This is a genomic window from Vibrio sp. DW001 (assembly GCF_029016285.1).
Lineage (GTDB): Bacteria > Pseudomonadota > Gammaproteobacteria > Enterobacterales > Vibrionaceae > Vibrio.
In genome coordinates this window covers 291,937-312,959 of record NZ_CP091975.1, presented here as the reverse complement: position 1 = coordinate 312,959, position 21,023 = coordinate 291,937, and the positions used below count along the sequence as shown (strand labels likewise).

Annotated in this window: 33 protein-coding genes; all 33 read right to left on the bottom strand. The window is 43.5% G+C overall.

Translation table 11 applies throughout. The features are described 5' to 3' along the window. Positions 1-9 precede the first annotated feature (9 nt). Positions 10-399, bottom strand: a complete 390-nt coding sequence (gene rpsK, locus L3V77_RS01550) for a 30S ribosomal protein S11 (RefSeq protein ID WP_171754181.1) — start codon at positions 397-399, stop codon at positions 10-12. Between the two features lie 21 nt (positions 400-420). Then, positions 421-777, bottom strand: a complete 357-nt coding sequence (gene rpsM, locus L3V77_RS01545) for a 30S ribosomal protein S13 (RefSeq protein ID WP_275135429.1) — start codon at positions 775-777, stop codon at positions 421-423. 148 nt (positions 778-925) lie between these two features. Continuing rightward, complete coding sequence (gene rpmJ / locus L3V77_RS01540; protein ID WP_000868186.1) at positions 926-1,039, bottom strand: 50S ribosomal protein L36; 114 nt, start codon at positions 1,037-1,039, stop codon at positions 926-928. Between the two features lie 41 nt (positions 1,040-1,080). Continuing rightward, positions 1,081-2,415, bottom strand: a complete 1,335-nt coding sequence (secY, locus tag L3V77_RS01535) for a preprotein translocase subunit SecY (protein ID WP_195706531.1) — start codon at positions 2,413-2,415, stop codon at positions 1,081-1,083. Between the two features lie 20 nt (positions 2,416-2,435). Beyond that, on the bottom strand, positions 2,436-2,870 hold the full coding sequence (gene rplO / locus L3V77_RS01530) for a 50S ribosomal protein L15 (RefSeq protein WP_275135428.1): 435 nt from the start codon (positions 2,868-2,870) through the stop codon (positions 2,436-2,438). A gap of 5 nt (positions 2,871-2,875) precedes the next feature. Further along, the gene (gene rpmD, locus L3V77_RS01525) at positions 2,876-3,052 is read right to left on the bottom strand and encodes a 50S ribosomal protein L30 (RefSeq protein WP_195706529.1); all 177 of its coding nucleotides are present in this window, start codon (positions 3,050-3,052) and stop codon (positions 2,876-2,878) included. Between the two features lie 7 nt (positions 3,053-3,059). Then, a complete protein-coding gene (gene rpsE / locus L3V77_RS01520) occupies positions 3,060-3,566 on the bottom strand; it encodes a 30S ribosomal protein S5 (protein WP_195706528.1) in 507 nt (168 codons plus the stop codon). A 15-nt stretch (positions 3,567-3,581) separates the two neighbouring features. Then, on the bottom strand, positions 3,582-3,935 hold the full coding sequence (gene rplR / locus L3V77_RS01515; protein ID WP_195706527.1) for a 50S ribosomal protein L18: 354 nt from the start codon (positions 3,933-3,935) through the stop codon (positions 3,582-3,584). Between the two features lie 9 nt (positions 3,936-3,944). Continuing rightward, a complete protein-coding gene (gene rplF / locus L3V77_RS01510) occupies positions 3,945-4,478 on the bottom strand; it encodes a 50S ribosomal protein L6 (RefSeq protein ID WP_275135427.1) in 534 nt (177 codons plus the stop codon). Between the two features lie 12 nt (positions 4,479-4,490). Next, the gene (rpsH, locus tag L3V77_RS01505) at positions 4,491-4,883 is read right to left on the bottom strand and encodes a 30S ribosomal protein S8 (RefSeq protein WP_195706525.1); all 393 of its coding nucleotides are present in this window, start codon (positions 4,881-4,883) and stop codon (positions 4,491-4,493) included. A gap of 29 nt (positions 4,884-4,912) precedes the next feature. Beyond that, a complete protein-coding gene (gene rpsN / locus L3V77_RS01500; RefSeq protein ID WP_275135426.1) occupies positions 4,913-5,218 on the bottom strand; it encodes a 30S ribosomal protein S14 in 306 nt (101 codons plus the stop codon). A 17-nt stretch (positions 5,219-5,235) separates the two neighbouring features. After that, a complete protein-coding gene (gene rplE / locus L3V77_RS01495) occupies positions 5,236-5,775 on the bottom strand; it encodes a 50S ribosomal protein L5 (RefSeq protein WP_195706523.1) in 540 nt (179 codons plus the stop codon). A gap of 23 nt (positions 5,776-5,798) precedes the next feature. Continuing rightward, positions 5,799-6,116, bottom strand: a complete 318-nt coding sequence (gene rplX / locus L3V77_RS01490) for a 50S ribosomal protein L24 (RefSeq protein WP_195706522.1) — start codon at positions 6,114-6,116, stop codon at positions 5,799-5,801. Between the two features lie 14 nt (positions 6,117-6,130). Next, the gene (gene rplN / locus L3V77_RS01485; protein WP_017036074.1) at positions 6,131-6,502 is read right to left on the bottom strand and encodes a 50S ribosomal protein L14; all 372 of its coding nucleotides are present in this window, start codon (positions 6,500-6,502) and stop codon (positions 6,131-6,133) included. Between the two features lie 163 nt (positions 6,503-6,665). Beyond that, positions 6,666-6,923 (bottom strand): 30S ribosomal protein S17, encoded by a 258-nt coding sequence (rpsQ, locus tag L3V77_RS01480; protein ID WP_195706521.1) that lies wholly within the window; start codon positions 6,921-6,923, stop codon positions 6,666-6,668. Next, positions 6,923-7,114 carry a 50S ribosomal protein L29 gene (gene rpmC, locus L3V77_RS01475; protein ID WP_195706520.1) on the bottom strand — a complete coding sequence of 64 codons (192 nt, stop codon included), beginning with the start codon at positions 7,112-7,114 and terminating at the stop codon, positions 6,923-6,925. The genes rpsQ and rpmC overlap by 1 nt, the downstream gene beginning before the upstream one ends. Then, positions 7,114-7,524: a 50S ribosomal protein L16 gene (gene rplP, locus L3V77_RS01470; RefSeq protein WP_195706519.1), complete on the bottom strand. Its 411-nt coding sequence runs from the start codon at positions 7,522-7,524 to the stop codon at positions 7,114-7,116. The genes rpmC and rplP overlap by 1 nt, the downstream gene beginning before the upstream one ends. An 11-nt stretch (positions 7,525-7,535) precedes the next feature. Beyond that, positions 7,536-8,234 carry a 30S ribosomal protein S3 gene (gene rpsC, locus L3V77_RS01465; protein ID WP_195706518.1) on the bottom strand — a complete coding sequence of 233 codons (699 nt, stop codon included), beginning with the start codon at positions 8,232-8,234 and terminating at the stop codon, positions 7,536-7,538. Between the two features lie 18 nt (positions 8,235-8,252). Then, entirely contained in the window at positions 8,253-8,585 is a 333-nt protein-coding gene (gene rplV / locus L3V77_RS01460) for a 50S ribosomal protein L22 (protein ID WP_195706517.1), read from the bottom strand. A 10-nt stretch (positions 8,586-8,595) separates the two neighbouring features. Next, positions 8,596-8,874: a 30S ribosomal protein S19 gene (gene rpsS, locus L3V77_RS01455; protein WP_001138114.1), complete on the bottom strand. Its 279-nt coding sequence runs from the start codon at positions 8,872-8,874 to the stop codon at positions 8,596-8,598. A gap of 19 nt (positions 8,875-8,893) precedes the next feature. Continuing rightward, positions 8,894-9,718 carry a 50S ribosomal protein L2 gene (rplB, locus tag L3V77_RS01450; RefSeq protein ID WP_195706516.1) on the bottom strand — a complete coding sequence of 275 codons (825 nt, stop codon included), beginning with the start codon at positions 9,716-9,718 and terminating at the stop codon, positions 8,894-8,896. A gap of 15 nt (positions 9,719-9,733) precedes the next feature. Further along, complete coding sequence (gene rplW / locus L3V77_RS01445) at positions 9,734-10,036, bottom strand: 50S ribosomal protein L23 (protein WP_195706515.1); 303 nt, start codon at positions 10,034-10,036, stop codon at positions 9,734-9,736. After that, positions 10,033-10,635, bottom strand: a complete 603-nt coding sequence (gene rplD / locus L3V77_RS01440) for a 50S ribosomal protein L4 (RefSeq protein ID WP_195706514.1) — start codon at positions 10,633-10,635, stop codon at positions 10,033-10,035. Before rplD ends, rplW begins: the two co-directional genes overlap by 4 nt. A 16-nt stretch (positions 10,636-10,651) precedes the next feature. Beyond that, complete coding sequence (rplC, locus tag L3V77_RS01435; protein ID WP_195706513.1) at positions 10,652-11,281, bottom strand: 50S ribosomal protein L3; 630 nt, start codon at positions 11,279-11,281, stop codon at positions 10,652-10,654. 14 nt (positions 11,282-11,295) lie between these two features. After that, complete coding sequence (gene rpsJ / locus L3V77_RS01430) at positions 11,296-11,607, bottom strand: 30S ribosomal protein S10 (protein WP_017053625.1); 312 nt, start codon at positions 11,605-11,607, stop codon at positions 11,296-11,298. Positions 11,608-12,043: 436 nt separating this feature from the next. After that, positions 12,044-12,229, bottom strand: coding sequence for a DUF2065 domain-containing protein (locus L3V77_RS01425; protein ID WP_275135425.1), 186 nt, complete (start codon positions 12,227-12,229; stop codon positions 12,044-12,046). A 169-nt stretch (positions 12,230-12,398) separates the two neighbouring features. Further along, entirely contained in the window at positions 12,399-13,379 is a 981-nt protein-coding gene (gene hflC, locus L3V77_RS01420; RefSeq protein WP_275135424.1) for a protease modulator HflC, read from the bottom strand. A 2-nt stretch (positions 13,380-13,381) separates the two neighbouring features. Continuing rightward, positions 13,382-14,581: an FtsH protease activity modulator HflK gene (gene hflK, locus L3V77_RS01415; RefSeq protein ID WP_275135423.1), complete on the bottom strand. Its 1,200-nt coding sequence runs from the start codon at positions 14,579-14,581 to the stop codon at positions 13,382-13,384. Between the two features lie 25 nt (positions 14,582-14,606). Continuing rightward, positions 14,607-15,914 (bottom strand): ribosome rescue GTPase HflX, encoded by a 1,308-nt coding sequence (gene hflX, locus L3V77_RS01410; protein ID WP_275135422.1) that lies wholly within the window; start codon positions 15,912-15,914, stop codon positions 14,607-14,609. 35 nt (positions 15,915-15,949) lie between these two features. Next, the gene (gene hfq / locus L3V77_RS01405) at positions 15,950-16,216 is read right to left on the bottom strand and encodes an RNA chaperone Hfq (protein ID WP_195706508.1); all 267 of its coding nucleotides are present in this window, start codon (positions 16,214-16,216) and stop codon (positions 15,950-15,952) included. Positions 16,217-16,384: 168 nt separating this feature from the next. After that, positions 16,385-17,317: a tRNA (adenosine(37)-N6)-dimethylallyltransferase MiaA gene (miaA, locus tag L3V77_RS01400; RefSeq protein ID WP_275135421.1), complete on the bottom strand. Its 933-nt coding sequence runs from the start codon at positions 17,315-17,317 to the stop codon at positions 16,385-16,387. A gap of 73 nt (positions 17,318-17,390) precedes the next feature. Continuing rightward, positions 17,391-19,331 carry a DNA mismatch repair endonuclease MutL gene (gene mutL / locus L3V77_RS01395; protein ID WP_275135420.1) on the bottom strand — a complete coding sequence of 647 codons (1,941 nt, stop codon included), beginning with the start codon at positions 19,329-19,331 and terminating at the stop codon, positions 17,391-17,393. Then, positions 19,328-20,995 (bottom strand): N-acetylmuramoyl-L-alanine amidase, encoded by a 1,668-nt coding sequence (locus tag L3V77_RS01390; protein WP_275136668.1) that lies wholly within the window; start codon positions 20,993-20,995, stop codon positions 19,328-19,330. The genes mutL and L3V77_RS01390 overlap by 4 nt, the downstream gene beginning before the upstream one ends. Between the last annotated feature and the right edge of the window lie 28 nt (positions 20,996-21,023).

Here is a 21,023-nt window from a genome sequence, read left to right as displayed (position 1 = left end):
CGAAAAACGTTATACGCGACGTTTCTTAGGTGGACGACAACCGTTATGAGGGATCGGAGTTGCATCTACAATATTTGTGATGCGGTATCCAGCTGCGTTTAGTGCACGGATAGTTGACTCACGACCAGGACCAGGGCCCTTAACCATAACTTCCAAGTTCTTTAGACCATATTCTTTGGCCGCTTCGCCTGCACGTTCAGCTGCAACCTGTGCTGCGAACGGAGTAGACTTACGAGAACCACGGAAACCTGAACCGCCAGCAGTAGCCCAAGCTAATGCGTTACCTTGACGGTCTGTTATCGTAACGATTGTGTTATTGAAAGAAGCATGAATATGCGCTACGCCATCAGCTACTTGCTTGCGTACGCGCTTACGAGCGCGTGTTGGTTGTTTTGCCATTGTACTCTCTACCTTATCCGATTATCGTTTGATCGGCTTGCGCGGACCCTTACGGGTACGTGCGTTGGTTTTAGTACGCTGTCCACGTAGTGGTAGACTGCGACGATGACGAAGACCGCGATAACAGCCAAGGTCCATAAGACGCTTGATGTTCATCGAGACTTCACGACGTAGATCACCTTCTACAGTGTACTTGGCGACACCATCACGCAGTTGATCAATCTGCTCTTCAGTTAGTTCACTGATCTTAACATTTTCAGCAATACCCACTCCAGCTAGAATAGCCTGAGCGCGAGTTTTGCCAACGCCGTAAATCGCAGTAAGCGCGATTACAGCATGTTTCTGATCAGGAATGTTAATGCCTGCTATACGGGCCACTATTCACTCCTAGTACTTAAATAAGAAATTATCCGCAGCAAAGCCCGTAGAGGATACGCTGCGGTTTACTACTTCTTTTGCACGCAAAAGGTAGGCCGAGCAATATACTCGACCAACCTTTACATTTCAAGTAAAAATTTCTGTTTGATTAACCTTGGCGTTGTTTATGCTTTGGTTCACTGCAAATCACACGCACAACACCGTTGCGCTTGATAACTTTACAGTTACGACAGATTTTTTTAACGGAAGCACGAACTTTCATTGCTAAACTCCGTAAATGGGAATCTAAAGCTTTTTCCGCTATTAGCGGTTGTAGCCTTTTAGATTCGCTTTTTTCAACACAGAATCATACTGTTGTGACATCAGATGAGTCTGTACCTGTGCCATGAAATCCATGATTACAACCACTACGATAAGTAGTGAGGTGCCGCCAAAGTAGAAACGTACGTTCCACATGACCATCATGAATTCAGGAATCAGACAAATAAAGGTAATGTATAGAGCACCCGCTAGGGTTAGTCTAGTCATCACTTTATCAATATATTTCGCTGTCTGCTCACCTGGGCGGATGCCTGGTACGAAAGCGCCAGACTTCTTCAAGTTATCTGCTGTTTCTCGCGGGTTAAATACTAACGCCGTATAAAAGAAACAGAAGAAAATAATCGCTGATGCATAAAGCATTACATATAACGGTTGACCAGGGCTTAGAGCTAACGACACATCGGTTAACCAACCAAATGTAGCGCTCTCACCATTCTGACCAAGCCATTGAGCTAATGTTCCTGGGAACAAAATTATGCTCGATGCAAATATTGCAGGAATAACACCGGCCATGTTTATCTTAAGTGGCAAGTGTGTACTTTGCGCTGCGAAAACTTTACGACCTTGTTGACGTTTTGCATAGTTAACGACGATACGACGTTGACCACGCTCCATGAAAACAACGAAGTAAATCACAGCGAAAGATAGTACTGCAATAAACAACAGAAGAAGTACGTGCAATTCACCTTGACGCGCTTGCTCGATTGTTTGTCCAATTGCCGAAGGCAATCCAGCTACGATACCCGAAAATATAATTAACGAGATACCGTTGCCAATTCCGCGCTCTGTAATCTGTTCACCTAACCACATCAAAAACATGGTACCAGTTACTAAACTTACGGTTGCAATCAGGGTAAACATGGTTTGGTCTATAACAACCAGATTGTCGACCATGTTTGGTAGGCCTGTTGCGATACCTAGAGCTTGGAATGTAGCTAACACAAGCGTTCCGTAGCGTGTATATTGGCTAATCTTGCGACGCCCTGCTTCACCCTCTTTCTTGAGTTCAGCTAACGCTGGGTGTACTACAGTTAGCAACTGGATAACAATCGACGCCGAAATATACGGCATGATACCCAGTGCTAATATAGATGCACGCTCTAAAGCACCACCAGAGAACATGTTAAACATTTCTACAATGGTGCCTTTTTGCTGTTCGAACAAATCGGCAAGTACAGTTGCGTCAATACCAGGTAGCGGTACAAAAGAACCGGCTCTGAATACTAATAACGCTATTACTACGAATAGTAAGCGCGACTTCAGTTCAGCCAAGCCGCTCTGAGTACTACGAAAATCTTGTCCTGGTTTCTTAGCCATCTGTACCTCAACCTTCGAGATTATTCCTCGATTTTACCGCCGGCAGCTTCAATTGCAGCTTTAGCGCCTTTAGACACGCGTATACCTTTAACAGTTACTGCTTTGCTTAGGTCACCAGAAAGAACAACTTTAACAAACTCGATGTTCTTAGTGATAACGTTAGCCGCTTTTAGACTGTTAAGATCTACAACGTCTCCCGTTACTTTCGCTAGTTCACCTAGACGAACTTCAGCAGTCACTAAACTCTTACGAGAAGTGAAACCGAATTTAGGTAGACGCTGTTTCAAAGGCATTTGACCGCCTTCAAAACCTGGACGGATTGAACCGCCAGAACGTGACTTTTGACCTTTATGACCACGGCCACCTGTTTTACCAGTGCCTGAACCGATACCACGACCTACGCGCTTCTTAGAAGGCTTAGAACCCGCAGCCGGTTGTAGAGTATTCAAACGCATTCTGATTACTCCTCAACTTTAACCATATAGCGAACTTTGTTGACCATACCACGAATACATGGTGTGTCTTCAAGTTCAACCGTATGGTTGATGCGACGAAGGCCTAAACCTTTCAAGCACAACTTGTGCTTAGGTAAACGACCAATTGAGCTTTTAGTTTGAGTTACTTTAATAGTTGCCATCGTGTTCTTACTCCGAAATAGATTCAACAGTGAGACCACGTTTGGCAGCAACCATTTCTGGTGACTTCATGCCGCTCAAACCATCAATAGTCGCGCGTACAACGTTAATCGGGTTCGTAGAACCGTATGCTTTCGCAAGAACGTTGTGAACGCCAACAACTTCGAGTACAGCACGCATTGCGCCACCGGCGATGATACCTGTACCTTCTGCTGCTGGCTGCATGTAAACCTTAGAGCCAGTATGACGACCTTTCACCGCGTGGTGTAATGTGCCGTCGTTTAGCGTGATCGTAACCATATTACGACGCGCTTTTTCCATTGCTTTCTGAATCGCAGCCGGTACTTCACGAGCTTTGCCGTAACCGAAACCAACGCGACCATTACCGTCACCAACTACTGTCAGTGCAGTAAAGCTAAAGATTCGACCGCCTTTAACCGTTTTTGAAACACGGTTAACAGCGATTAACTTTTCGTTAAAATCTGTAGCTTGAGCTTGTTGTTGTTCTTTAGCCATCTTCCAAACCCTACCTTAGAATTTAAGACCAGCTTCGCGAGCAGAATCTGCTAGCGCCGCTACTCTGCCGTGGTATTGGAAACCAGAACGATCGAATGCAACACCAGAGATGCCTTTTTCGATAGCGCGCTCGGCAATAGCTTTACCTACTGCTTTAGCTGCGTCAACGTTACCAGTATTCTTAACTTGCTCACGGATCGCCTTTTCTACAGTAGAAGCTGAAGCGATAACCTCAGAGCCATTCGCGGCAATTACCTGTGCATACACATGACGTGGAGTACGGTGTACAACTAAGCGAGTTACGCGAAGTTCTGCAATCTTACGACGTGCACGTGTAGCACGACGGATGCGAGATGCTTTCTTATCCATAGTGTTACCTTACTTCTTCTTAGCTTCTTTAGTACGCACATGTTCATCTGCGTAACGAACACCTTTGCCTTTATAAGGCTCAGGTTCACGGTAAGAACGAATGTCAGCCGCAACTTGACCAACAAGTTGTTTATCACAACCGGTCAGTATAATTTCAGTTTGGCTAGGGCACTCAGCCTTAATACCTTCTGGTAGAGCATGCTCTACAGGGTGTGAGAAGCCAAGAGTTAGGTTTACGTAGTTGCCTTTAACAGCAGCACGGTAACCTACACCTTTAAGAACTAGCTTCTTAGTAAAGCCTTCAGTAACACCAACAACCATGTTATTTACTAGTGCACGAGCAGTACCTGCTTGAGCATTTGCTTTAAACACACCTTCAACTGGGTTGAAAGTTAAGTTGTTTTCTTCCTGTGCGACTACTACTGCGTTATTAATAACGCGAGATAGTTCACCCTTTGCACTTTTTACAGTGACTTCTTGGCCGTTCAATTTCACCTCTACGCCTGCTGGAATAGAGACTGGTGCTTTTGCGACACGAGACATAATCTACTCCTATTAAGCTACGTAGCAGAGAATTTCACCACCAAGACCTGCCTTGCGGGCAGCGCGGTCGGTCATAAGACCCTTGGAAGTGGACACTACAGCAATACCCAAACCGCCCATCACGGATGGAAGCGAGTCTTTATTCTTATAGACGCGCAGACCAGGACGTGAAACACGTTGGATTTGCTCAATTACAGGATTAGCTTGGAAGTACTTAAGCGTAACTTCTAGCTCTGGTTTTGCTTCGCCTTCGACAGCGAAGTCAACGATATAACCTTCAGCTTTTAGCAAAGTAGCAATTGCAACTTTAAGCTTTGAAGAAGGCATTTTCACAGCAACTTTAGTTGCTGATTGACCGTTACGAATGCGGGTCAGCATATCCGAAATCGGATCTTGCATGCTCATAATATATACTCCAAATGATTAAGCGGCAATTACCAGCTAGCCTTACGAAGCCCAGGAATCTCGCCTTTCATACAAGATTCACGAACCTTGATGCGGCTAAGACCGAACTTACGTAGGAAACCGTGTGGGCGACCAGTTTGGTTGCAACGGTTGCGCTGACGAGATGCACTTGAATCACGTGGTAGAGATTGCAATTTAAGAACTGCATTCCAACGATCTTCTTCAGATGCGTTTATATCGCTGATGATAACTTTTAGTTCAGAACGCTTTTCAGCGAACTTAGCTACAAGCTTTGCACGTTTAGCTTCACGTGCTTTCATTGATTGTTTAGCCATAACAGTAACCCTTCACCTTACTTGCGGAATGGGAAGTTAAAGGCAGCCAGCAGAGCACGGCCTTCCTCGTCGTTTGCAGCAGTTGTCGTGATAGTAATATCAAGACCGCGCACACGATCGACTTTATCGTAGTCGATTTCCGGAAAGATGATTTGCTCGCGAACGCCCATGCTGTAGTTACCGCGTCCGTCAAAAGACTTAGCGCTAACACCACGGAAATCACGTACACGGGGAAGAGCGATAGAAATCAAACGCTCGAAAAAATCCCACATACGCTCGCCACGCAAGGTTACTTTACAACCAATCGGATAGCCTTCACGAATTTTAAAACCTGCAACAGATTTACGCGCTTTAGTGATAAGTGGCTTTTGACCAGAAATGATCGCCATATCAGAAGCTGCGTTTTCCAGCAGTTTTTTATCGTTAATTGCTTCACCAACGCCCATATTTAGGGTGATTTTATCAATCCTAGGGACTTGCATGACGCTTGAGTAGCTGAATTCTTTGGTCAATTCAGCGACTACAGACGACTTGTAGTAATCATGCAGTTTCGCCATAGTAGAACTCCAAATTACTTCTATTAGTTAGAAACGACTTCGTTGTTAGATTTAAAGAAACGAACTTTCTTACCATCTTCCAAACGGAAACCGATACGGTCTGCTTTACCAGTTGTTACATTAAAGACTGCAAGGTTGGAAGCATCAATAGCTGCTTCTTGTTCAACGATGCCACCTTGTTGACCTAGAGCCGGAACCGGCTTTTGGTGTTTCTTAACAAGGTTGATTCCTTCAACTATAACTTTACCAGTAGTTAGAACCTTAGTTACTTTACCTTTCTTGCCTTTATCTTTCCCAGCAAGAACGATTACTTCGTCATTACGACGGATTTTAGCTGCCATTTTGTTGCCGCTCCTTACAGAACTTCTGGTGCCAGAGAGACTATTTTCATAAATTTCGCATTGCGAAGTTCACGAGTCACTGGACCAAAGATACGTGTACCGACTGGTTGCTCAGTAGTGTCATTTAACAATACACAAGCATTACGGTCGAAGCGAATGACAGAACCGTCAGGGCGACGTACGCCTTTACGGGTGCGAACTACCACCGCCTTCAGAACATCACCTTTTTTTACTTTACCGCGAGGAATTGCTTCCTTTACAGTAACTTTGATGACGTCTCCGATGTGTGCATAACGGCGGTGAGAGCCACCCAGAACCTTAATACACATTACTCTGCGAGCGCCGGAGTTGTCCGCAGCGTCGAGCGTACTTTGCATTTGGATCATGTTAGTGCTCCGCTAAAAATTAATACTAGACCCTCTCGGGTCGGGCTGCCCCTTTTATAAGGGCTGCGAATTGTACCACCCTTTTTTTAAATTGGGTAGACAAAAAACTAACGGCTCCAAAAATAATTTGGAGCCGTTATATTCGTTATAGAAATCGCAAAAATTAAATCGTTTTCGCTTTTTCTAAAACGCTTACCAAAGTCCAAGATTTAGTCTTAGACAATGGACGACACTCAGAAATTTCAACTGTATCGCCTAGGCCACACTCGTTGTTTTCATCATGTGCATGCAGTTTGGTCGTGCGCTTTACGAACTTGCCGTAAATTGGGTGTTTAACCATACGCTCGATAGCTACAGTGATAGACTTGTCCATCTTGTTGCTAACTACACGGCCTTGCATAGTACGGATATTGTCGCTCATTATGCGCCTGCCTTCTCAGTCAAAACAGTTTTCACACGTGCGATATCACGACGTACAGCTCGTAGAGTATGAGTTTGCTGCAACTGACCAGTCGCTGCTTGCATACGCAAGTTAAACTGTTCGCGAAGCAATCCCAATAACTCTGAATTAAGCTCTTCAGCGTTTTTTTCGCGTAGATCTTGTGCTTTCATCACATCACCTGCTTAGTTACAAATGTTGTTTTGATTGGCAGTTTACGAGCCGCTAGGCGGAACGCTTCACGTGCCAACTCTTCAGGTACACCGTCCATTTCGTACATAACTTTACCAGGTTGGATTTGGGCGACCCAATATTCTACGTTACCCTTACCTTTACCTTGACGAACTTCAAGTGGTTTTTCAGTGATAGGTTTGTCTGGAAAAATACGAATCCAGATTTGACCTTGACGCTTAACGTGACGCGTCATCGCACGACGTGCTGCTTCAATCTGACGTGCAGTTAGACGGCCGCGGCCGACTGCTTTCAGACCGAAGGTTCCGAAGCTTACATCAGTACCTTTAGCTAGACCACGGTTGCGACCAGTCTGAACCTTACGGAATTTAGTACGTTTAGGTTGTAACATCAGTCGTCTCCTTATTTACGGCCTTTACGCTGCTTCTTAGGCTTATCAGCCTTTGGCTCTACTGCGTTAGCAGCCGGCATACCATCTAGAATTTCACCTTTGAAAATCCAAACTTTAACGCCGATCACACCATATTGGGTGTGAGCCGAAGAAGTTGCGTAATCGATATCAGCACGTAGAGTGTGTAGAGGAACACGGCCTTCACGGTACCATTCAGTACGCGCGATTTCAGCGCCGCCTAAACGACCGCTTACTTCAACCTTGATACCCTTCGCACCCAAGCGCATTGCGTTTTGTACTGCGCGCTTCATAGCGCGACGGAACATGACACGACGCTCTAACTGAGACGCTATGCTATCAGCCACTAATTGGCCGTCTAGCTCTGGTTTGCGTACTTCTGCAATATTAATTTGCGCCGGTACACCTGCAATTTTAGCTACAGCTGTGCGTAGCTTCTCTACGTCTTCACCTTTTTTACCGATAACAACGCCTGGACGAGCAGTGTGAATAGTCACACGGATGCTCTTAGCAGGACGTTCGATAACGATACGTGACAAAGATGCTTTTTGTAGTTCCTTAGTTAGGAACTGACGTACCTTGAAGTCGCCGTCTAGGTTGTCAGCGAAATCTTTGGTATTAGCAAACCATGTAGCATTCCAAGGCTTGACGATGCCAAGACGAATACCATTTGGATGTACTTTCTGACCCATTGCTTACTCTCCTAGTCTCTAGCGTTCTGCTACAACAATACTGATGTGGCTTGAACGCTTCAAGATACGATCGGCACGGCCTTTAGCACGAGGCATAATACGCTTCATGATAGGACCTTCATCTACGAAGATTTTTGCGACATTAAGATCGTCAATGTCCGCACCTTCGTTGTGTTCCGCATTTGCGATTGCTGACTCTAGAACTTTCTTAATAAGAACAGCAGCTTTCTTGTTGCTGAACGTTAGAATTTCTAGAGCTTGGTCAACAGTTTTACCGCGAATTTGGTCTGCAACTAAACGAGCCTTTTGAGGCGAAATACGGGCAAAGTTATGTTTAGCGATAGCTTCCATTATCTAATCCCTATTTCTTTTTCGCTTTCTTATCTGCAGCATGGCCGCGATAAGTACGAGTAGGTGCAAATTCACCCAGTTTGTGACCGATCATTTCATCAGTTACAAATACTGGTACGTGCTGACGACCATTATGGACAGCGATGGTCAAACCGATCATAGTTGGTATGATCATTGAGCGACGGGACCAAGTCTTAATAGGCTTTTTGTCTCCGCTTTCCACCGCTTTCTCTACCTTCTTCAGCAAGTGTAGGTCAATAAAAGGACCTTTCTTGAGAGAACGTGGCATGGCGATTCCTCTTTATAGATTATTTATTACGACGACGTACAATGTACTTGTCGGTGCGCTTGTTCTTACGTGTCTTAAAGCCTTTAGTAGGCATACCCCAAGGTGAAACAGGGTGACGGCCACCAGAAGTACGGCCTTCACCACCACCATGTGGGTGATCGACTGGGTTCATTACCACACCGCGAACGGTTGGACGAACACCACGCCAGCGATTTGCGCCAGCTTTACCTAGTTCACGTAGCATATGCTCAGAGTTACCAACTTCACCGACCGTAGCACGGCCTTCAGAAAGAACTTTGCGCATTTCACCTGAACGTAGGCGTAGAGTTACATATGCACCGTCGCGAGCGACGATTTGTGCGTATGCACCTGCAGAACGAGCAATTTGTGCACCCTTACCTGGTTTCAATTCAACACAGTGAACTGTAGAACCTACTGGGATGTTGCGCATCGGCAGAGTGTTACCTGCTTTGATAGGCGCATCAACACCAGATTGTAATTGGTCACCCGCTTGGATGCCTTTAGGTGCAATGATGTAGCGACGCTCGCCGTCTGCGTACAGAACTAGAGCAATGTTTGCGCTACGGTTTGGATCGTATTCGATACGCTCAACTTTCGCTGGGATACCGTCTTTAGTACGCTTAAAGTCAATTAAACGATAATGGTGTTTATGACCACCACCGATGTGACGTACTGTAATACGACCGTTGTTGTTACGACCACCATTTTTAGAGTTTTTCTCTAAAAGTGGAGCGTATGGCTTACCCTTGTGAAGGTCAGCGTTAACAACTTTAACTAAGTGACGACGACCAGGGGAAGTCGGCTTACATTTAACAATAGCCATTCTAAACTACTCCTGTTATTCCGCACCGCCAACGAAGTCAAGATCCTGTCCTTCTTTCAAAGTAACGTAGGCTTTTTTCACGTCTGAACGACGGCCTTCACGTTGACCTTGACGCTTGGTCTTACCCTTAAGAATAAGAGTATTTACAGTCTTAACTTCAACTTCAAATAGCTTTTCTACTGCTGCTTTGATTTCTCTTTTAGTTGCATCTTTTGCTACTTTGAAAACGATAGTATTCGCTTTCTCTGCAGCCATAGTTGCTTTTTCAGAGATATGTGGAGCACGTAGAACTTTTAGTAGACGCTCTTCAGTCATCATGCCAGCATCTCCTCAACTTGCTTAACTGCTTCAGCAGTTATAAGAACCTTGTCAAATGCTATAAGACTAACTGGATCAATCGCAGTTACGTCACGAGCATCAACTTTATAAAGGTTACGAGCAGCTAAGAATAGATTTTCATCTACTTCGCCAGTTACGATTAGAACATCATTAAGCTCAAGTTCTTTAAGCTTAGCTACTAGCTCTTTAGTTTTTGGTGCTTCTACTGAGAAGTTATCAACAACGATTAAACGCTCTTGACGAACAAGCTCAGAAAGAATGCTTTTCATAGCTCCGCGGTACATTTTTTTGTTAACTTTTTGGCTGTGATCCTGTGGTTTCGCAGCAAAAGTAACACCACCTGTACGCCAGATTGGGCTACGAATTGTACCAGCACGTGCACGGCCAGTACCTTTTTGACGCCAAGGCTTAGCTCCGCCGCCAGATACTTCAGAACGAGTTTTTTGAGCACGAGTACCTTGACGAGCACCTGCTGCAAACGCAACAACTACTTGATGTACAAGAGCTTCGTTAAACTCACGTCCGAAGGTAGTTTCGGAAACAGTTAGTGCATCAGCACCTTTAACTATCAATTCCATTACTTACTCCTAGACGTTATGCTTTAACAGCTGGTTTTACGATCACGTTGCCGCCGATTGAGCCTGGTACTGCACCTTTAATAAGAAGCAGATTGCGCTCAGCGTCAACACGTACGATCTCAAGGTTTTGAGTAGTAACACGCTCAGCTCCCATGTGACCCGCCATTTTTTTGCCTTTAAACACACGACCTGGAGTTTGACATTGGCCAATTGAACCCGGTGCGCGGTGAGACAAAGAGTTACCGTGAGTCATATCTTGAGTACTGAAGTTCCAACGCTTAATTACGCCTTGGAAGCCCTTACCTTTAGATGTACCAGTAACGTCTACTTTTTTAATTTCATTGAATAGTTCTACATTTAGCTCAGCGCCAACTTCAAACTCTTCTCCGTTTTCTAAACGGAATTCCCAAAGACCGCGACCAGCTTCAACACCTGCTTTCGCAAAGTGACCAGCTTCTGGTTTAGTTACACGGTTAGCTTTCTTAGTACCAGCAGTAATTTGGATAGCTGCATAGCCGTCGTTATCAAGTGTTTTAACTTGAGATACACGGTTAGCTTCTACTTCAACAACTGTAACTGGGATAGAAACGCCTTCTTCGGTAAATACGCGGGTCATACCCACTTTACGTCCGACTAGACCAATCATTCTACTAATCTCCCTTAACCTAAGCTGATTTGAACATCAACACCAGCGGCAAGATCCAAACGCATTAGAGCGTCTACAGTCTTGTCAGTTGGTTCAACGATGTCGATCAGACGCTTGTGGGTACGAATTTCGTACTGGTCACGCGCATCTTTGTTAACGTGTGGAGAGACTAGAATAGTGAAACGTTCTTTACGTGTAGGTAGTGGAATAGGACCACGAACCTGCGCGCCGGTACGTTTTGCTGTTTCTACGATTTCCGCTGTCGACTGATCAATTAATTTATAATCAAAAGCTTTAAGACGGATACGAATACGTTGGTTCTGCATGAGACAGAGCTCCAATAATAAATAAATTACACAAACAATATCGCCACTCAAACCTATATAGATAGGTGAATGCCGATTGATTCATGTGAAACCGTGGCTTCCAAAATTAGGAAACGTTGTCAGCTAAATTTGAACTAGCTCTTACGTCTAGTATTTTATTAACTGCGAACATAAGCTGAGTATACGTTACTAGGTAGTTTCTAATAAAAGAAAACCCTACTCCTCAGTGCTCATTGGTTCACAACTGACTTAAGCCAGTGCGGCGTATTATACAGATCACAAAAGGGGATGCAAGGGGGTGATGGTTAATTGGTCGAAATATCTCGAATTTCAAGTTTTAGGCCTTGGTAAAATGACCGATTAACAACGAGTGTTAACAAGCACCCTCTAGGTTCGTGAAACGAAGTGCCTCTTGCCTACATCATTCTATATATATTTAAGAGACCATAAACGCAATGACAGCCCCTGTAACCACCAAACAACCACCGATTCTACGTAGTTGGTTGTCTGACTGTTCGCTAAGTTGCGCGACCATTGACCGCCAGCCTCGAGGGGCAAGAAGTGGTCCTATTCCCTCCACAACTAAGACTAGTCCTAGTGCAACCCATATCGAATTACTCATTTACATCCCTTAATAAAAACAGCCTGCAAGCAACTGGTCTTGAGTGTTATAGATTTACTATTCTCACGTACGTCTTCGTCTAAGAAAATGATCTTATGCCTAAAAAACAAAAGGCCCCCGAAGGAGCCTCTATTTTACAACTGACTTAGCATCCGCAGTAGATAAGTAATTACTTATCTGCTCCGCCGCTCGAATCATTCATATACTTAAAGAAATCACTTTTTGGATCAAGAACGAGGATATCACTCTTGTCAGAAAACGATTTTTGATAAGCCGTTAATGAGCGCAAGAAACTATAGAACTCAGGGTCTTTACTATATGATCCTGAATATATAGAAGCCGCTTCCGCGTCAGCTGAACCTCGAGTTACTCGAGCTGTTTTATCTGCTTCTGCAAGTACTGTTGCAACTTCAAGTTCCGCTTGAGCACGAATAATTTCAGCTTTTTCACGACCTTGAGAACGGTGTTTACGAGCAACCGACTCACGTTCAGCACGCATACGACGATAGATGGATTCACTGATTTCATCTGGAAGGTTTATTTTCTTCATTCTGAAATCAACAATGTAAACACCTAAGTCCTTCATTGCACTTGGACGTGTATCGTTCAATACTTCCAACATTATTATGTCACGCTCACCATCCACTTCTAAAGCTTCAAGGGCTGACACCGGTATCGTCTCGCCATCTTCACCAAGAACTGGGGTAATTAGCTTACTACGAGGCCCAGATACAATCTGTTTGATTTCTCGTGCACCAATTTCTGAACGAAGAATATCTGTGATTTTACGTTCAAGTAGAGCTTGAGCTGTTAATTGATTGCCACCACCTGTTGCTAGATAGTATTGACCGAAATCTTCGATTCGCCACTTAACATAGGTATCGATAATAACGTCTTTTTTCTCAGCCGTTACGAAACGGTCAGCCTGACCATCCATCGTTAGAATTTTCGCATCAAGTTTCTTTACGTTGTCAAACAACGGCATTTTAAAATGCAAACCTGGTTCGTAAATCCTAGACATGTCGGTGTTATCTTTTAATATTCGACCAAATCGAATAACGATTCCACGTTCACCTTCAGGAATAACAAATAGTGACATTAGCATTAACGCTAGCGCAGCAAAAATTACAGGGATAGTTAATTTACGCATTCTTAGTATCTCCCTTGACGTGTGCTAGTTGAGCGATCAGGTGATGTGTCTACCGGAGCGGCGTCAGAACGTTGAGACTCTAACTGTAAATCATCATACGTTGATGTCGATGCCCGTTTTGATGTCGAACTACCTGAACTTTGTCCAAGCTTATCCATTGGTAGATAAAGTAAATTACCGCTAGATTCCGAATCAATCAGCACTTTAGATGTTGAACTATACACTTCTTCCATTGCATCTAAATACAAACGATCACGAGTAACATCTGGCGCTGCATTGTATTCAGGAAGCAACTTCTCGAACTGTGCAACCTGACCAAGCGCTTCGTTAACTGTACGTTCGGTGTAACCTTGTGCTTCTTTCTTCAAACGTTCTGCTCGACCTGTTGCTTTAGGAAGAATTTCGTTCTTGTAAGCTTCCGCTTCACGAATGAAACGTTCTTCATCTTCTCGAGCAGCGATGGCATCATCGAATGCATCTTTGACTTGCTCAGGAGGACGTGAAGATTGGAAGTTCACATCAACAATTATCAAACCCATATCGTAGTTATCGATAATCCGATTTAGTGTTTCTTGCGTACTTTGACGAATTTGTTGACGGCCACTGGTCAAAATCGCATCCATCAATGAGTCACCAATAACGGCGCGAAGAGCAGAATCTGTCGCTTGACGTAAACTATCATCAGCACTGGTCACTCTAAATAGATATTTATATGGGTCAGAAACCCTATATTGAACACCCATTTCGACGGTTACAACGTTCTCATCTTTAGTCAACATGGTACCTGATGCCCGCAATGCTCTAATTGCTTGCACGTTTACAGGTGTCACTTCATCAACAAAACGAGCACGCCAATTCAGACCAGGGTCTACGATGTGATCATATTTACCTAAGCGTAATACAACACCTTTCTCTGCTTCGCCTATAGTGTAGAAGCCCGAGAATACCCAAATAGCGATCGCTACAACAGCAATGAGGCCGAAACCTATTGCTCCGCCGCCGCCGCCAATTGAAGGTATGCCACCCTTTTTACCAAACTTTCCACTCAGCTTTTGACTCAGTTTATTAAATACTTCGTCTAAATCTGGTGGGCCTTGATCTCGGCCACCAGACTGCTTACCACGATCGTCTTTATTACCCCAAGGGTCATTATCGCGGCCATTATTGTTGCCATTGTTATTTCCAGGCTCATTCCACGCCATTAGAAAGCTCCATCATGATATGACGTTATACTGTAGCAGCCTTGTGGTAAACGATAAAGTCACCCAACACTGCCCCTTCTCTTTTTTCAAGTCTAGACCAATCTACCTGTTGCATTCGGATATCGATCAATAAGTTACCATCTGTTTCATATTCTTCGCTCAGAATGCTCTTCATTGCAAAGAATGTACTACGAAGTCGACCTTGGTGCTGTGGCGGAACTCGCAATCGATATTGAACCATTTGGCTTGCCAAGCGCTCTGTTAGCGCTTCAAATAAGAGATCGATTCCCTTACCTTCCATTGCCGAAACCCAAACCCTCTGAGGGATACCTTCCTCATCTCGTTCTATATGGGGGTTCTGACCTTCAAGATTATCAATTTTATTCATGACAATTAGAGTTGGCACTTCATCAGCATCAATCTCTTCTAATACTACATCAACCGCGTGGATATTTTCACGAAATCGGTCATCACTAGCATCAACAACATGTAACAAAATGTCAGCTTCTTGCGTTTCTTGCAATGTTGCTTTAAAGGCCGCAACTAGATCATGGGGGAGATGTCGGATAAAACCAACCGTATCCGCTAAAATAGCTGGCCCAACATCCATTAAATCGATTTTGCGAAGCGTTGGGTCTAAAGTAGCAAACAATTGATCTGCCGCGTAAACGCCCGCGTTAGTAATTCGGTTAAATAATGTCGACTTTCCCGCATTGGTATAGCCTACAAGTGAGATTGTAGGTATTTCTGCTCGATTTCTTGCACGCCTACCTTGTTCACGTTGTTTAGAAACCTTCGCCAGGCGACGTAATATCGCTTTGATTCTGTCACGCAATAAACGCCGATCGGTTTCTAACTGTGTTTCTCCTGGACCTCTTAAACCTATACCACCTTTTTGTCTCTCTAAGTGAGTCCACCCGCGGATAAGGCGAGTAGAAAGATGGCGAAGCTGTGCGAGCTCCACTTGCATTTTACCTTCATGAGTACGAGCTCGTTGGGCAAAAATATCGAGTATAAGACCAGTACGGTCTATTACTCGACATTGGCACAGAAGTTCAAGATTTCTTTCTTGGCCAGGAGAGAGAGCGTGATTAAAAATCACGATTTCAGCCCCAGTTAATTGGACTGCTTGCGCAATCTCTTCGGCTTTACCCTCACCAACATAGTATTTAGAGTGCGGAGCTTGTCTACTACCAGTAATAACTTGTAGCGTATTAACTCCTGCTGAAGAAGCGAGCAATTCACACTCGCTAAGATCTTCCCACTCACCTTCTTGCGTGAAGTTGATATGAACAAGGATAGCCTGTTCACCGGCTTCATAACGGTCAAACAAGCAATTAATCCCTTACTATTAAGTGGTTATAATTATTAATCGTCTGATTTCTCTTCTGGACGGTCGCCTTGTGGACGATCTGTATTTGTATGATGAGTCACTGCGCGTGCTGGGACGACAGTAGAAATAGCATGCTTATAAACCATTTGATTTACAGTATTTTTCAAAAGAATCACAAATTGATCGAAAGACTCGATCTGACCTTGAAGTTTGATACCGTTCACTAAATAAATTGAAACAGGCACACGTTCGCGACGTAGCGCGTTTAAGAATGGGTCTTGTAAAGATTGCCCCTTAGCCATTTTTATTTTCCTTATTTGTTTGTTGTAATTATTTAGCTATTGGTGCTGTTTTTGCCTTTGAGCTAAATGAATCCAATAGGCCTTACCGTCTTTTACTTATGCTCTTTAAGCTATAGCTCAATAAGATAAGACTTTCACGCAAAAACGATCACATTATACACAGCATTTTTAGTTTGAGGCTATTTCGTTAGAGATAATCTCAAATGCTTCATTTATGTTCTCGCTATCTAACCAAGTTAAATTATCCCAGCTGCGTAACCAGGTAATTTGCCGCTTGGCCAATTGACGAGTAGCACAGACTCCACGAAAAACCGCTTCATCCAAACTGCTATTCCCGTCTAAATAATCCCACATCTGTCGATAGCCAACGCATCTAATGGATGGCAAATTGACATGAAGATCTTTTCGAGCATAGAGCGCTTTCATCTCTTCTTCAAACCCGGCTTCGATCATTTTTTCAAATCTAAGCTCAATACGACGATGCAGTTCCGTTCGTTCTTTGGGAGATATTGCGAACTGCTTAACGTTATATGGGAGAGGCTCCCCTTTTATCTGCGTCAGTTCGGTTAAAGTTTTACCTGAAATTCGATAAACTTCCAATGCCCTTGATAGTCTTTGAGGGTCATTTGGGTGGATTCTCTGTGCCGATACGGGATCAAGATCTCGTAATTGCTGATGAAGAGTGTCCCAACCTAACGTTAAGGCCTCTTCTTCGATCTGCTTACGAATAACTTGATCAGCCGCAGGCAGAGGAGAAAGCCCTTCTAATAGAGCCTTATAATAGAGCATAGTTCCCCCTACAAGCAGAGGAATTTTACCTTCAGAGACAATATCACTCATTTGCTGCAAAGCATCTCGCCGGAAATCCGCAGCAGAATACGCATCTATTGGATCAAGAATATCGATCAATCGATGTGGGGCAAGTGCTAACTCACGCGCATCCGGTTTAGCCGTACCAATATCCATACCTTTATAGATAAGAGCAGAATCAACGCTAATAATTTCAACCGGAAATTTCTGCCTTAATTTTATCGCCAATTCTGTTTTACCAGATGCTGTTGGCCCCATCAAAAATAGAGCCAAAGGTAATTCATTATTCATTTTCAAAATATGTTCATCAGTGAGTGCGAGTTATAGATCCATTTCAAATAGCGAACTTTGTATTTGTTAGCGATTAGCTTTTAACAAACATCGAAATAGTGTCCTTAAAATTAACAGTTTGGACAAAAGTTGAGTCATGTAGAGGTAATATTCCGTCCCATAACTGTTCTAATTCGGACAACAGTTGTATACCTTCAGATAGAGTGTAGCGACTTTTAACCAGAGTAATCTGATCCGCGAGCCAATTCGCAACGTCAGAAGTGGATGAATCGCTCTCCATCAAGGTTAAGAAAGATAACAGTTCTGGTATGATTTTTTGTAAGTTTTGTTGTCGTAAAGGTTGAGGAACGGCCATAACCAATATGCTCGAACTGTTTTTCTCTTTAAGTTGTATCGCAAACGAACCTAGCAGGTCTTGATACTTTTTATACGTTGCTAAGTCTTGCTTGGTCATCTTTATTGACAACGGAACCAACAATGGCTGCGGAGTCAAAAAATGCTTGTCTGTTTGTAGCTGTCCAAGTACCCGATACCACTCGGCCTTCATAAGCGAGATCAATACTTCACCGATATCCGATTGTGTGAGTAAAAACTGTTGTCCTACAATAGAAAACGCCTTACCTATAGAGCTCACTTGCGTGTCAATTGGCACTGCGGTGACTTGTGACTCAACCAAAGCCCGTTTTATTGGTTCTATATGTGGCGTAGCCAACAAATCATTGTAATTTTTTAACTCTCGCTTTGATGGTTTCGCCTCTTGTTTGTGATTCTCCGACCGCGAGCGATCAGTTTTAACACGTGCCACTTTTAAAGGCTCAACCCAGTTTGTCTTGGAATGTTCTTGTGAGGCGAGACTATCTCTCTCTTTTGTTTTATCTAATTCAACACTATCTGCATAGTCTGGTCTTCCTGGGTATGCTGGAAAATTATTAACCGCTTCCATCACTTGGTTCTGAGTGTTATCAACCGGCTCGGTATGATATGCCGATTCTAACGCCTTGGGCTCATCAACACGAAAGCTTTGCGACAACGAATCAGCTAATGCTTGATAAATAAAATCATGCACTAAACGCCCTTGATGAAAACGAACCTCATGCTTAGCAGGATGGACGTTAACATCGACTTGGTGAGGGTCAATTTCAATAAAAAGCACATAGCTGGCAAACTGTTCTGGGCGCAGACTGCTTGCATAGCTTTGGCGGATAGCATGATTAATCAATTTATCACGCATCATTCGCCCATTAACGTAACAGTACTGAAGGTCGCTTTGTTGCCTTGCACCTTCAGGTGAGGTAATCCAACCATGCAAGCGCAAACCATTATGTTCTAGCTCAATATTCAACATATTACGAACAAAATTCGAACCACAAACTGCTGCAATTCTTTTTTGAGTTTGAACACTATTTTTTGCTGTACGGTATTGGCGTGCTAATTTACCGTTATGTTTTAAATTGATAGTGACATCAAATCGACTTAACGCGATACGTTTAAGAAGCTCGTCAATATGTGTAAATTCAGTTTTATCCGTTCGTAAAAATTTACGACGCGCAGGTGTATTAAAAAATAAATCTAAAACCTCTACGGTAGAGCCAATAGGATGCGCCGTTGGTTGAAGTTTTACCTCCATGTCACGACCTTCACTATAAGCAGACCATGCTTGCTCTTGAGTTGCCGTTCGAGAAGTCAACGTTAATCGTGATACAGCGCTGATACTTGCTAGGGCTTCACCACGAAATCCTAGGCTCATTATTGCTTCGAGGTCATCAAGAGTATGTATTTTTGATGTAGCATGACGGCTAAGCGCCAGCGCCAATTCATCTTTAACAATACCTTTGCCATTATCACGAACACGAATTAACTTACTGCCACCTTTCTCTATATCAATATCGATTCGAGTCGCGCCAGAGTCTAGGCTATTCTCTACTAACTCTTTTACGACTGAAGCTGGTCTTTCAACCACTTCCCCTGCCGCGATTTGGTTTGCCAGTCGGGCTGGCAGAATTTTTATCGTCATTTATTTGGTATTAACAATATTTGTCCAACCGCTAAGGTATCTGAACGTAACTTATTCGTTTTTCTTATGCTGTCGATCGTGACACCATACTTTTTAGCTATCTTACTCAAAAACTCGCCCCGCTTCACTTTGTGTTTCCTAACCGGTAGATCTTTTAGCTTGACCGTGATCTTTAGTTTTTGCCCAACCCACAGAGTTTCGCGTTTCAAACTATTTTGTTGTTTGATACTCGCAACTGACACTTTGTATTTACTGGCAATCTTGCCCAAATACTCGCCAGATTTTACGGTATGAGTGATCTCTTCTGTTTCTACAGGGTTGTTCGCTTTAGCGATGGCTATCGGTTTACTGTTTCCCGGTATGATCAGCACTTGCCCTATCTTTAACCCTGAACTCTTTAAGTTATTAGCTTTCATTATCGCTTGTGTAGAGGAACCATATTGTTTAGCAATGGCTGATAGTGAGTTACCTTTAACTACTCTGTGCTTTTTAGCCGTTTTACGTTGAGCAAACAACGTCCCTTCTGGTGGGTTTTGCTCAAAATACTGAACTATCGATTTAGATAGCGCTCTAGCCAACTTGTCTTGGTGGCTTCTTTGGAACAATAGTTTCTCTTCAGTTGGATTTGAAATAAAGCCAGTTTCAACTAAAACAGAAGGAATATCCGGTGATTTTAGAACCGCTAAACTCGCGTGAACAGGTTCTTTCTTGTGCAGACGAGTAACTTTACCCATCTCTTTGAGTATATTCGTTGCAACTTTATAGCCTTCTTTTTGAGAATGACTAAATTGCAAATCAAGCAATGTTTGACTGACATTTTTATCGGTATTGGTTTTTGCCAATACTTCGCCAGCCCCACCTAATAACTCTGACTGTTCTTCATGTTTCTCTACCCATCTCGAAATTTCGGTATTGGCTCTGCGAGTATTGAGCACAAACACAGAACCACCTCTCGGTTTAGCCGATCTGAAACTATCGGCGTGTATAGAAACGAGTAAATGTGCTTTGCTGCTTCTAGCAATATCAGAACGTTTATTAAGATTAACAAAGTAGTCTCCTTTTCGAGTCATTACCGCCTTAACTCCAGGAACACTATTGAGTTGCTCTGCTATCTTTCTAGAGATACTCAATGTCGCATGTTTTTCGTATTTTTTAGTGGGGCCTATAGAACCGGGGTCTTCACCACCATGCCCTGCATCTATCGCAACGATAATGTCTGCATTTCCGGCCAACTGGGACGCATCTTTACTGACTGCTGTTGCGGAGGCGTTGCTTACTGGTTGATTCGGTTTTAAACTAGATTTTGACGAATGCGGTAAATCAACAACAAGGCGATGCCCATATTGTCCACCAGGTGTGGGCTTGAGTTTGAATAGATTTGGAGTGACTTTTGCTTTTAATTCAAAAACCAATCGGTACGTGCCTTTAGACGGCGCAGTGCTGCTTCTGATTTTTGCGAGTATCTTACTGTCTTTAACTAAAACAGGCAGCTTAGCGGTAAGGTTCGTATTTTTTAAATCTACCACCACTCTATATGGGCTAGATAGCGTGAAATAACTGAAATCCACTTCGGATTTCAGATCGACGACGACTCGAGTTTCATCTGGCGAAGGCCAAACACGCACGCTTTCCAGTTCATTAGAAAACGCATTAGATGCCACCATTAATAATAAACTGGTGATGAACACATAA

Bases quoted from the DNA above. Each gene is read 5' to 3' on its own strand.
- rplN (WP_017036074.1), bottom strand. From the start codon at position 6,502: ATGATCCAAATGCAAAGTACGCTCGACGCTGCGGACAACTCCGGCGCT.
- rplX (WP_195706522.1), bottom strand. From the start codon at position 6,116: ATGGCAGCTAAAATCCGTCGTAATGACGAAGTAATCGTTCTTGCTGGG.
- secY (WP_195706531.1), bottom strand. From the start codon at position 2,415: ATGGCTAAGAAACCAGGACAAGATTTTCGTAGTACTCAGAGCGGCTTG.
- rpmD (WP_195706529.1), bottom strand. From the start codon at position 3,052: ATGGCAACTATTAAAGTAACTCAAACTAAAAGCTCAATTGGTCGTTTA.
- rpsJ (WP_017053625.1), bottom strand. From the start codon at position 11,607: ATGCAGAACCAACGTATTCGTATCCGTCTTAAAGCTTTTGATTATAAA.
- rplB (WP_195706516.1), bottom strand. From the start codon at position 9,718: ATGGCTATTGTTAAATGTAAGCCGACTTCCCCTGGTCGTCGTCACTTA.
- rpsQ (WP_195706521.1), bottom strand. From the start codon at position 6,923: ATGAGCGACAATATCCGTACTATGCAAGGCCGTGTAGTTAGCAACAAG.
- miaA (WP_275135421.1), bottom strand. From the start codon at position 17,317: ATGAATAATGAATTACCTTTGGCTCTATTTTTGATGGGGCCAACAGCA.
- hflK (WP_275135423.1), bottom strand. From the start codon at position 14,581: ATGGCGTGGAATGAGCCTGGAAATAACAATGGCAACAATAATGGCCGC.
- rpsN (WP_275135426.1), bottom strand. From the start codon at position 5,218: ATGGCTAAACAATCAATGAAAGCACGTGAAGCTAAACGTGCAAAGCTT.
- rplR (WP_195706527.1), bottom strand. From the start codon at position 3,935: ATGGATAAGAAAGCATCTCGCATCCGTCGTGCTACACGTGCACGTCGT.
- rplF (WP_275135427.1), bottom strand. From the start codon at position 4,478: ATGTCTCGTGTCGCAAAAGCACCAGTCTCTATTCCAGCAGGCGTAGAG.
- rpsE (WP_195706528.1), bottom strand. From the start codon at position 3,566: ATGGCTAAAGAACAACAACAAGCTCAAGCTACAGATTTTAACGAAAAG.
- hfq (WP_195706508.1), bottom strand. From the start codon at position 16,216: ATGGCTAAGGGGCAATCTTTACAAGACCCATTCTTAAACGCGCTACGT.
- rpsK (WP_171754181.1), bottom strand. From the start codon at position 399: ATGGCAAAACAACCAACACGCGCTCGTAAGCGCGTACGCAAGCAAGTA.
- rpmJ (WP_000868186.1), bottom strand. From the start codon at position 1,039: ATGAAAGTTCGTGCTTCCGTTAAAAAAATCTGTCGTAACTGTAAAGTT.
- L3V77_RS01390 (WP_275136668.1), bottom strand. From the start codon at position 20,995: ATGGTGGCATCTAATGCGTTTTCTAATGAACTGGAAAGCGTGCGTGTT.
- rplW (WP_195706515.1), bottom strand. From the start codon at position 10,036: ATGATGACTGAAGAGCGTCTACTAAAAGTTCTACGTGCTCCACATATC.
- rplO (WP_275135428.1), bottom strand. From the start codon at position 2,870: ATGCGTTTGAATACTCTACAACCGGCTGCGGGTTCTAAGCCTTCTAAG.
- rplC (WP_195706513.1), bottom strand. From the start codon at position 11,281: ATGATTGGTCTAGTCGGACGTAAAGTGGGTATGACCCGCGTATTTACC.
- rpmC (WP_195706520.1), bottom strand. From the start codon at position 7,114: ATGAAAGCACAAGATCTACGCGAAAAAAACGCTGAAGAGCTTAATTCA.
- rpsS (WP_001138114.1), bottom strand. From the start codon at position 8,874: ATGCCACGTTCTCTCAAGAAAGGTCCTTTTATTGACCTACACTTGCTG.
- rpsC (WP_195706518.1), bottom strand. From the start codon at position 8,234: ATGGGTCAGAAAGTACATCCAAATGGTATTCGTCTTGGCATCGTCAAG.
- hflC (WP_275135424.1), bottom strand. From the start codon at position 13,379: ATGCGTAAATTAACTATCCCTGTAATTTTTGCTGCGCTAGCGTTAATG.
- rplV (WP_195706517.1), bottom strand. From the start codon at position 8,585: ATGGAAGCTATCGCTAAACATAACTTTGCCCGTATTTCGCCTCAAAAG.
- mutL (WP_275135420.1), bottom strand. From the start codon at position 19,331: ATGACGATAAAAATTCTGCCAGCCCGACTGGCAAACCAAATCGCGGCA.
- rplE (WP_195706523.1), bottom strand. From the start codon at position 5,775: ATGGCGAAACTGCATGATTACTACAAGTCGTCTGTAGTCGCTGAATTG.
- L3V77_RS01425 (WP_275135425.1), bottom strand. From the start codon at position 12,229: ATGAGTAATTCGATATGGGTTGCACTAGGACTAGTCTTAGTTGTGGAG.
- rplP (WP_195706519.1), bottom strand. From the start codon at position 7,524: ATGTTACAACCTAAACGTACTAAATTCCGTAAGGTTCAGACTGGTCGC.
- rpsH (WP_195706525.1), bottom strand. From the start codon at position 4,883: ATGAGCATGCAAGATCCGATTTCGGATATGCTGACCCGCATTCGTAAC.
- rplD (WP_195706514.1), bottom strand. From the start codon at position 10,635: ATGGAATTGATAGTTAAAGGTGCTGATGCACTAACTGTTTCCGAAACT.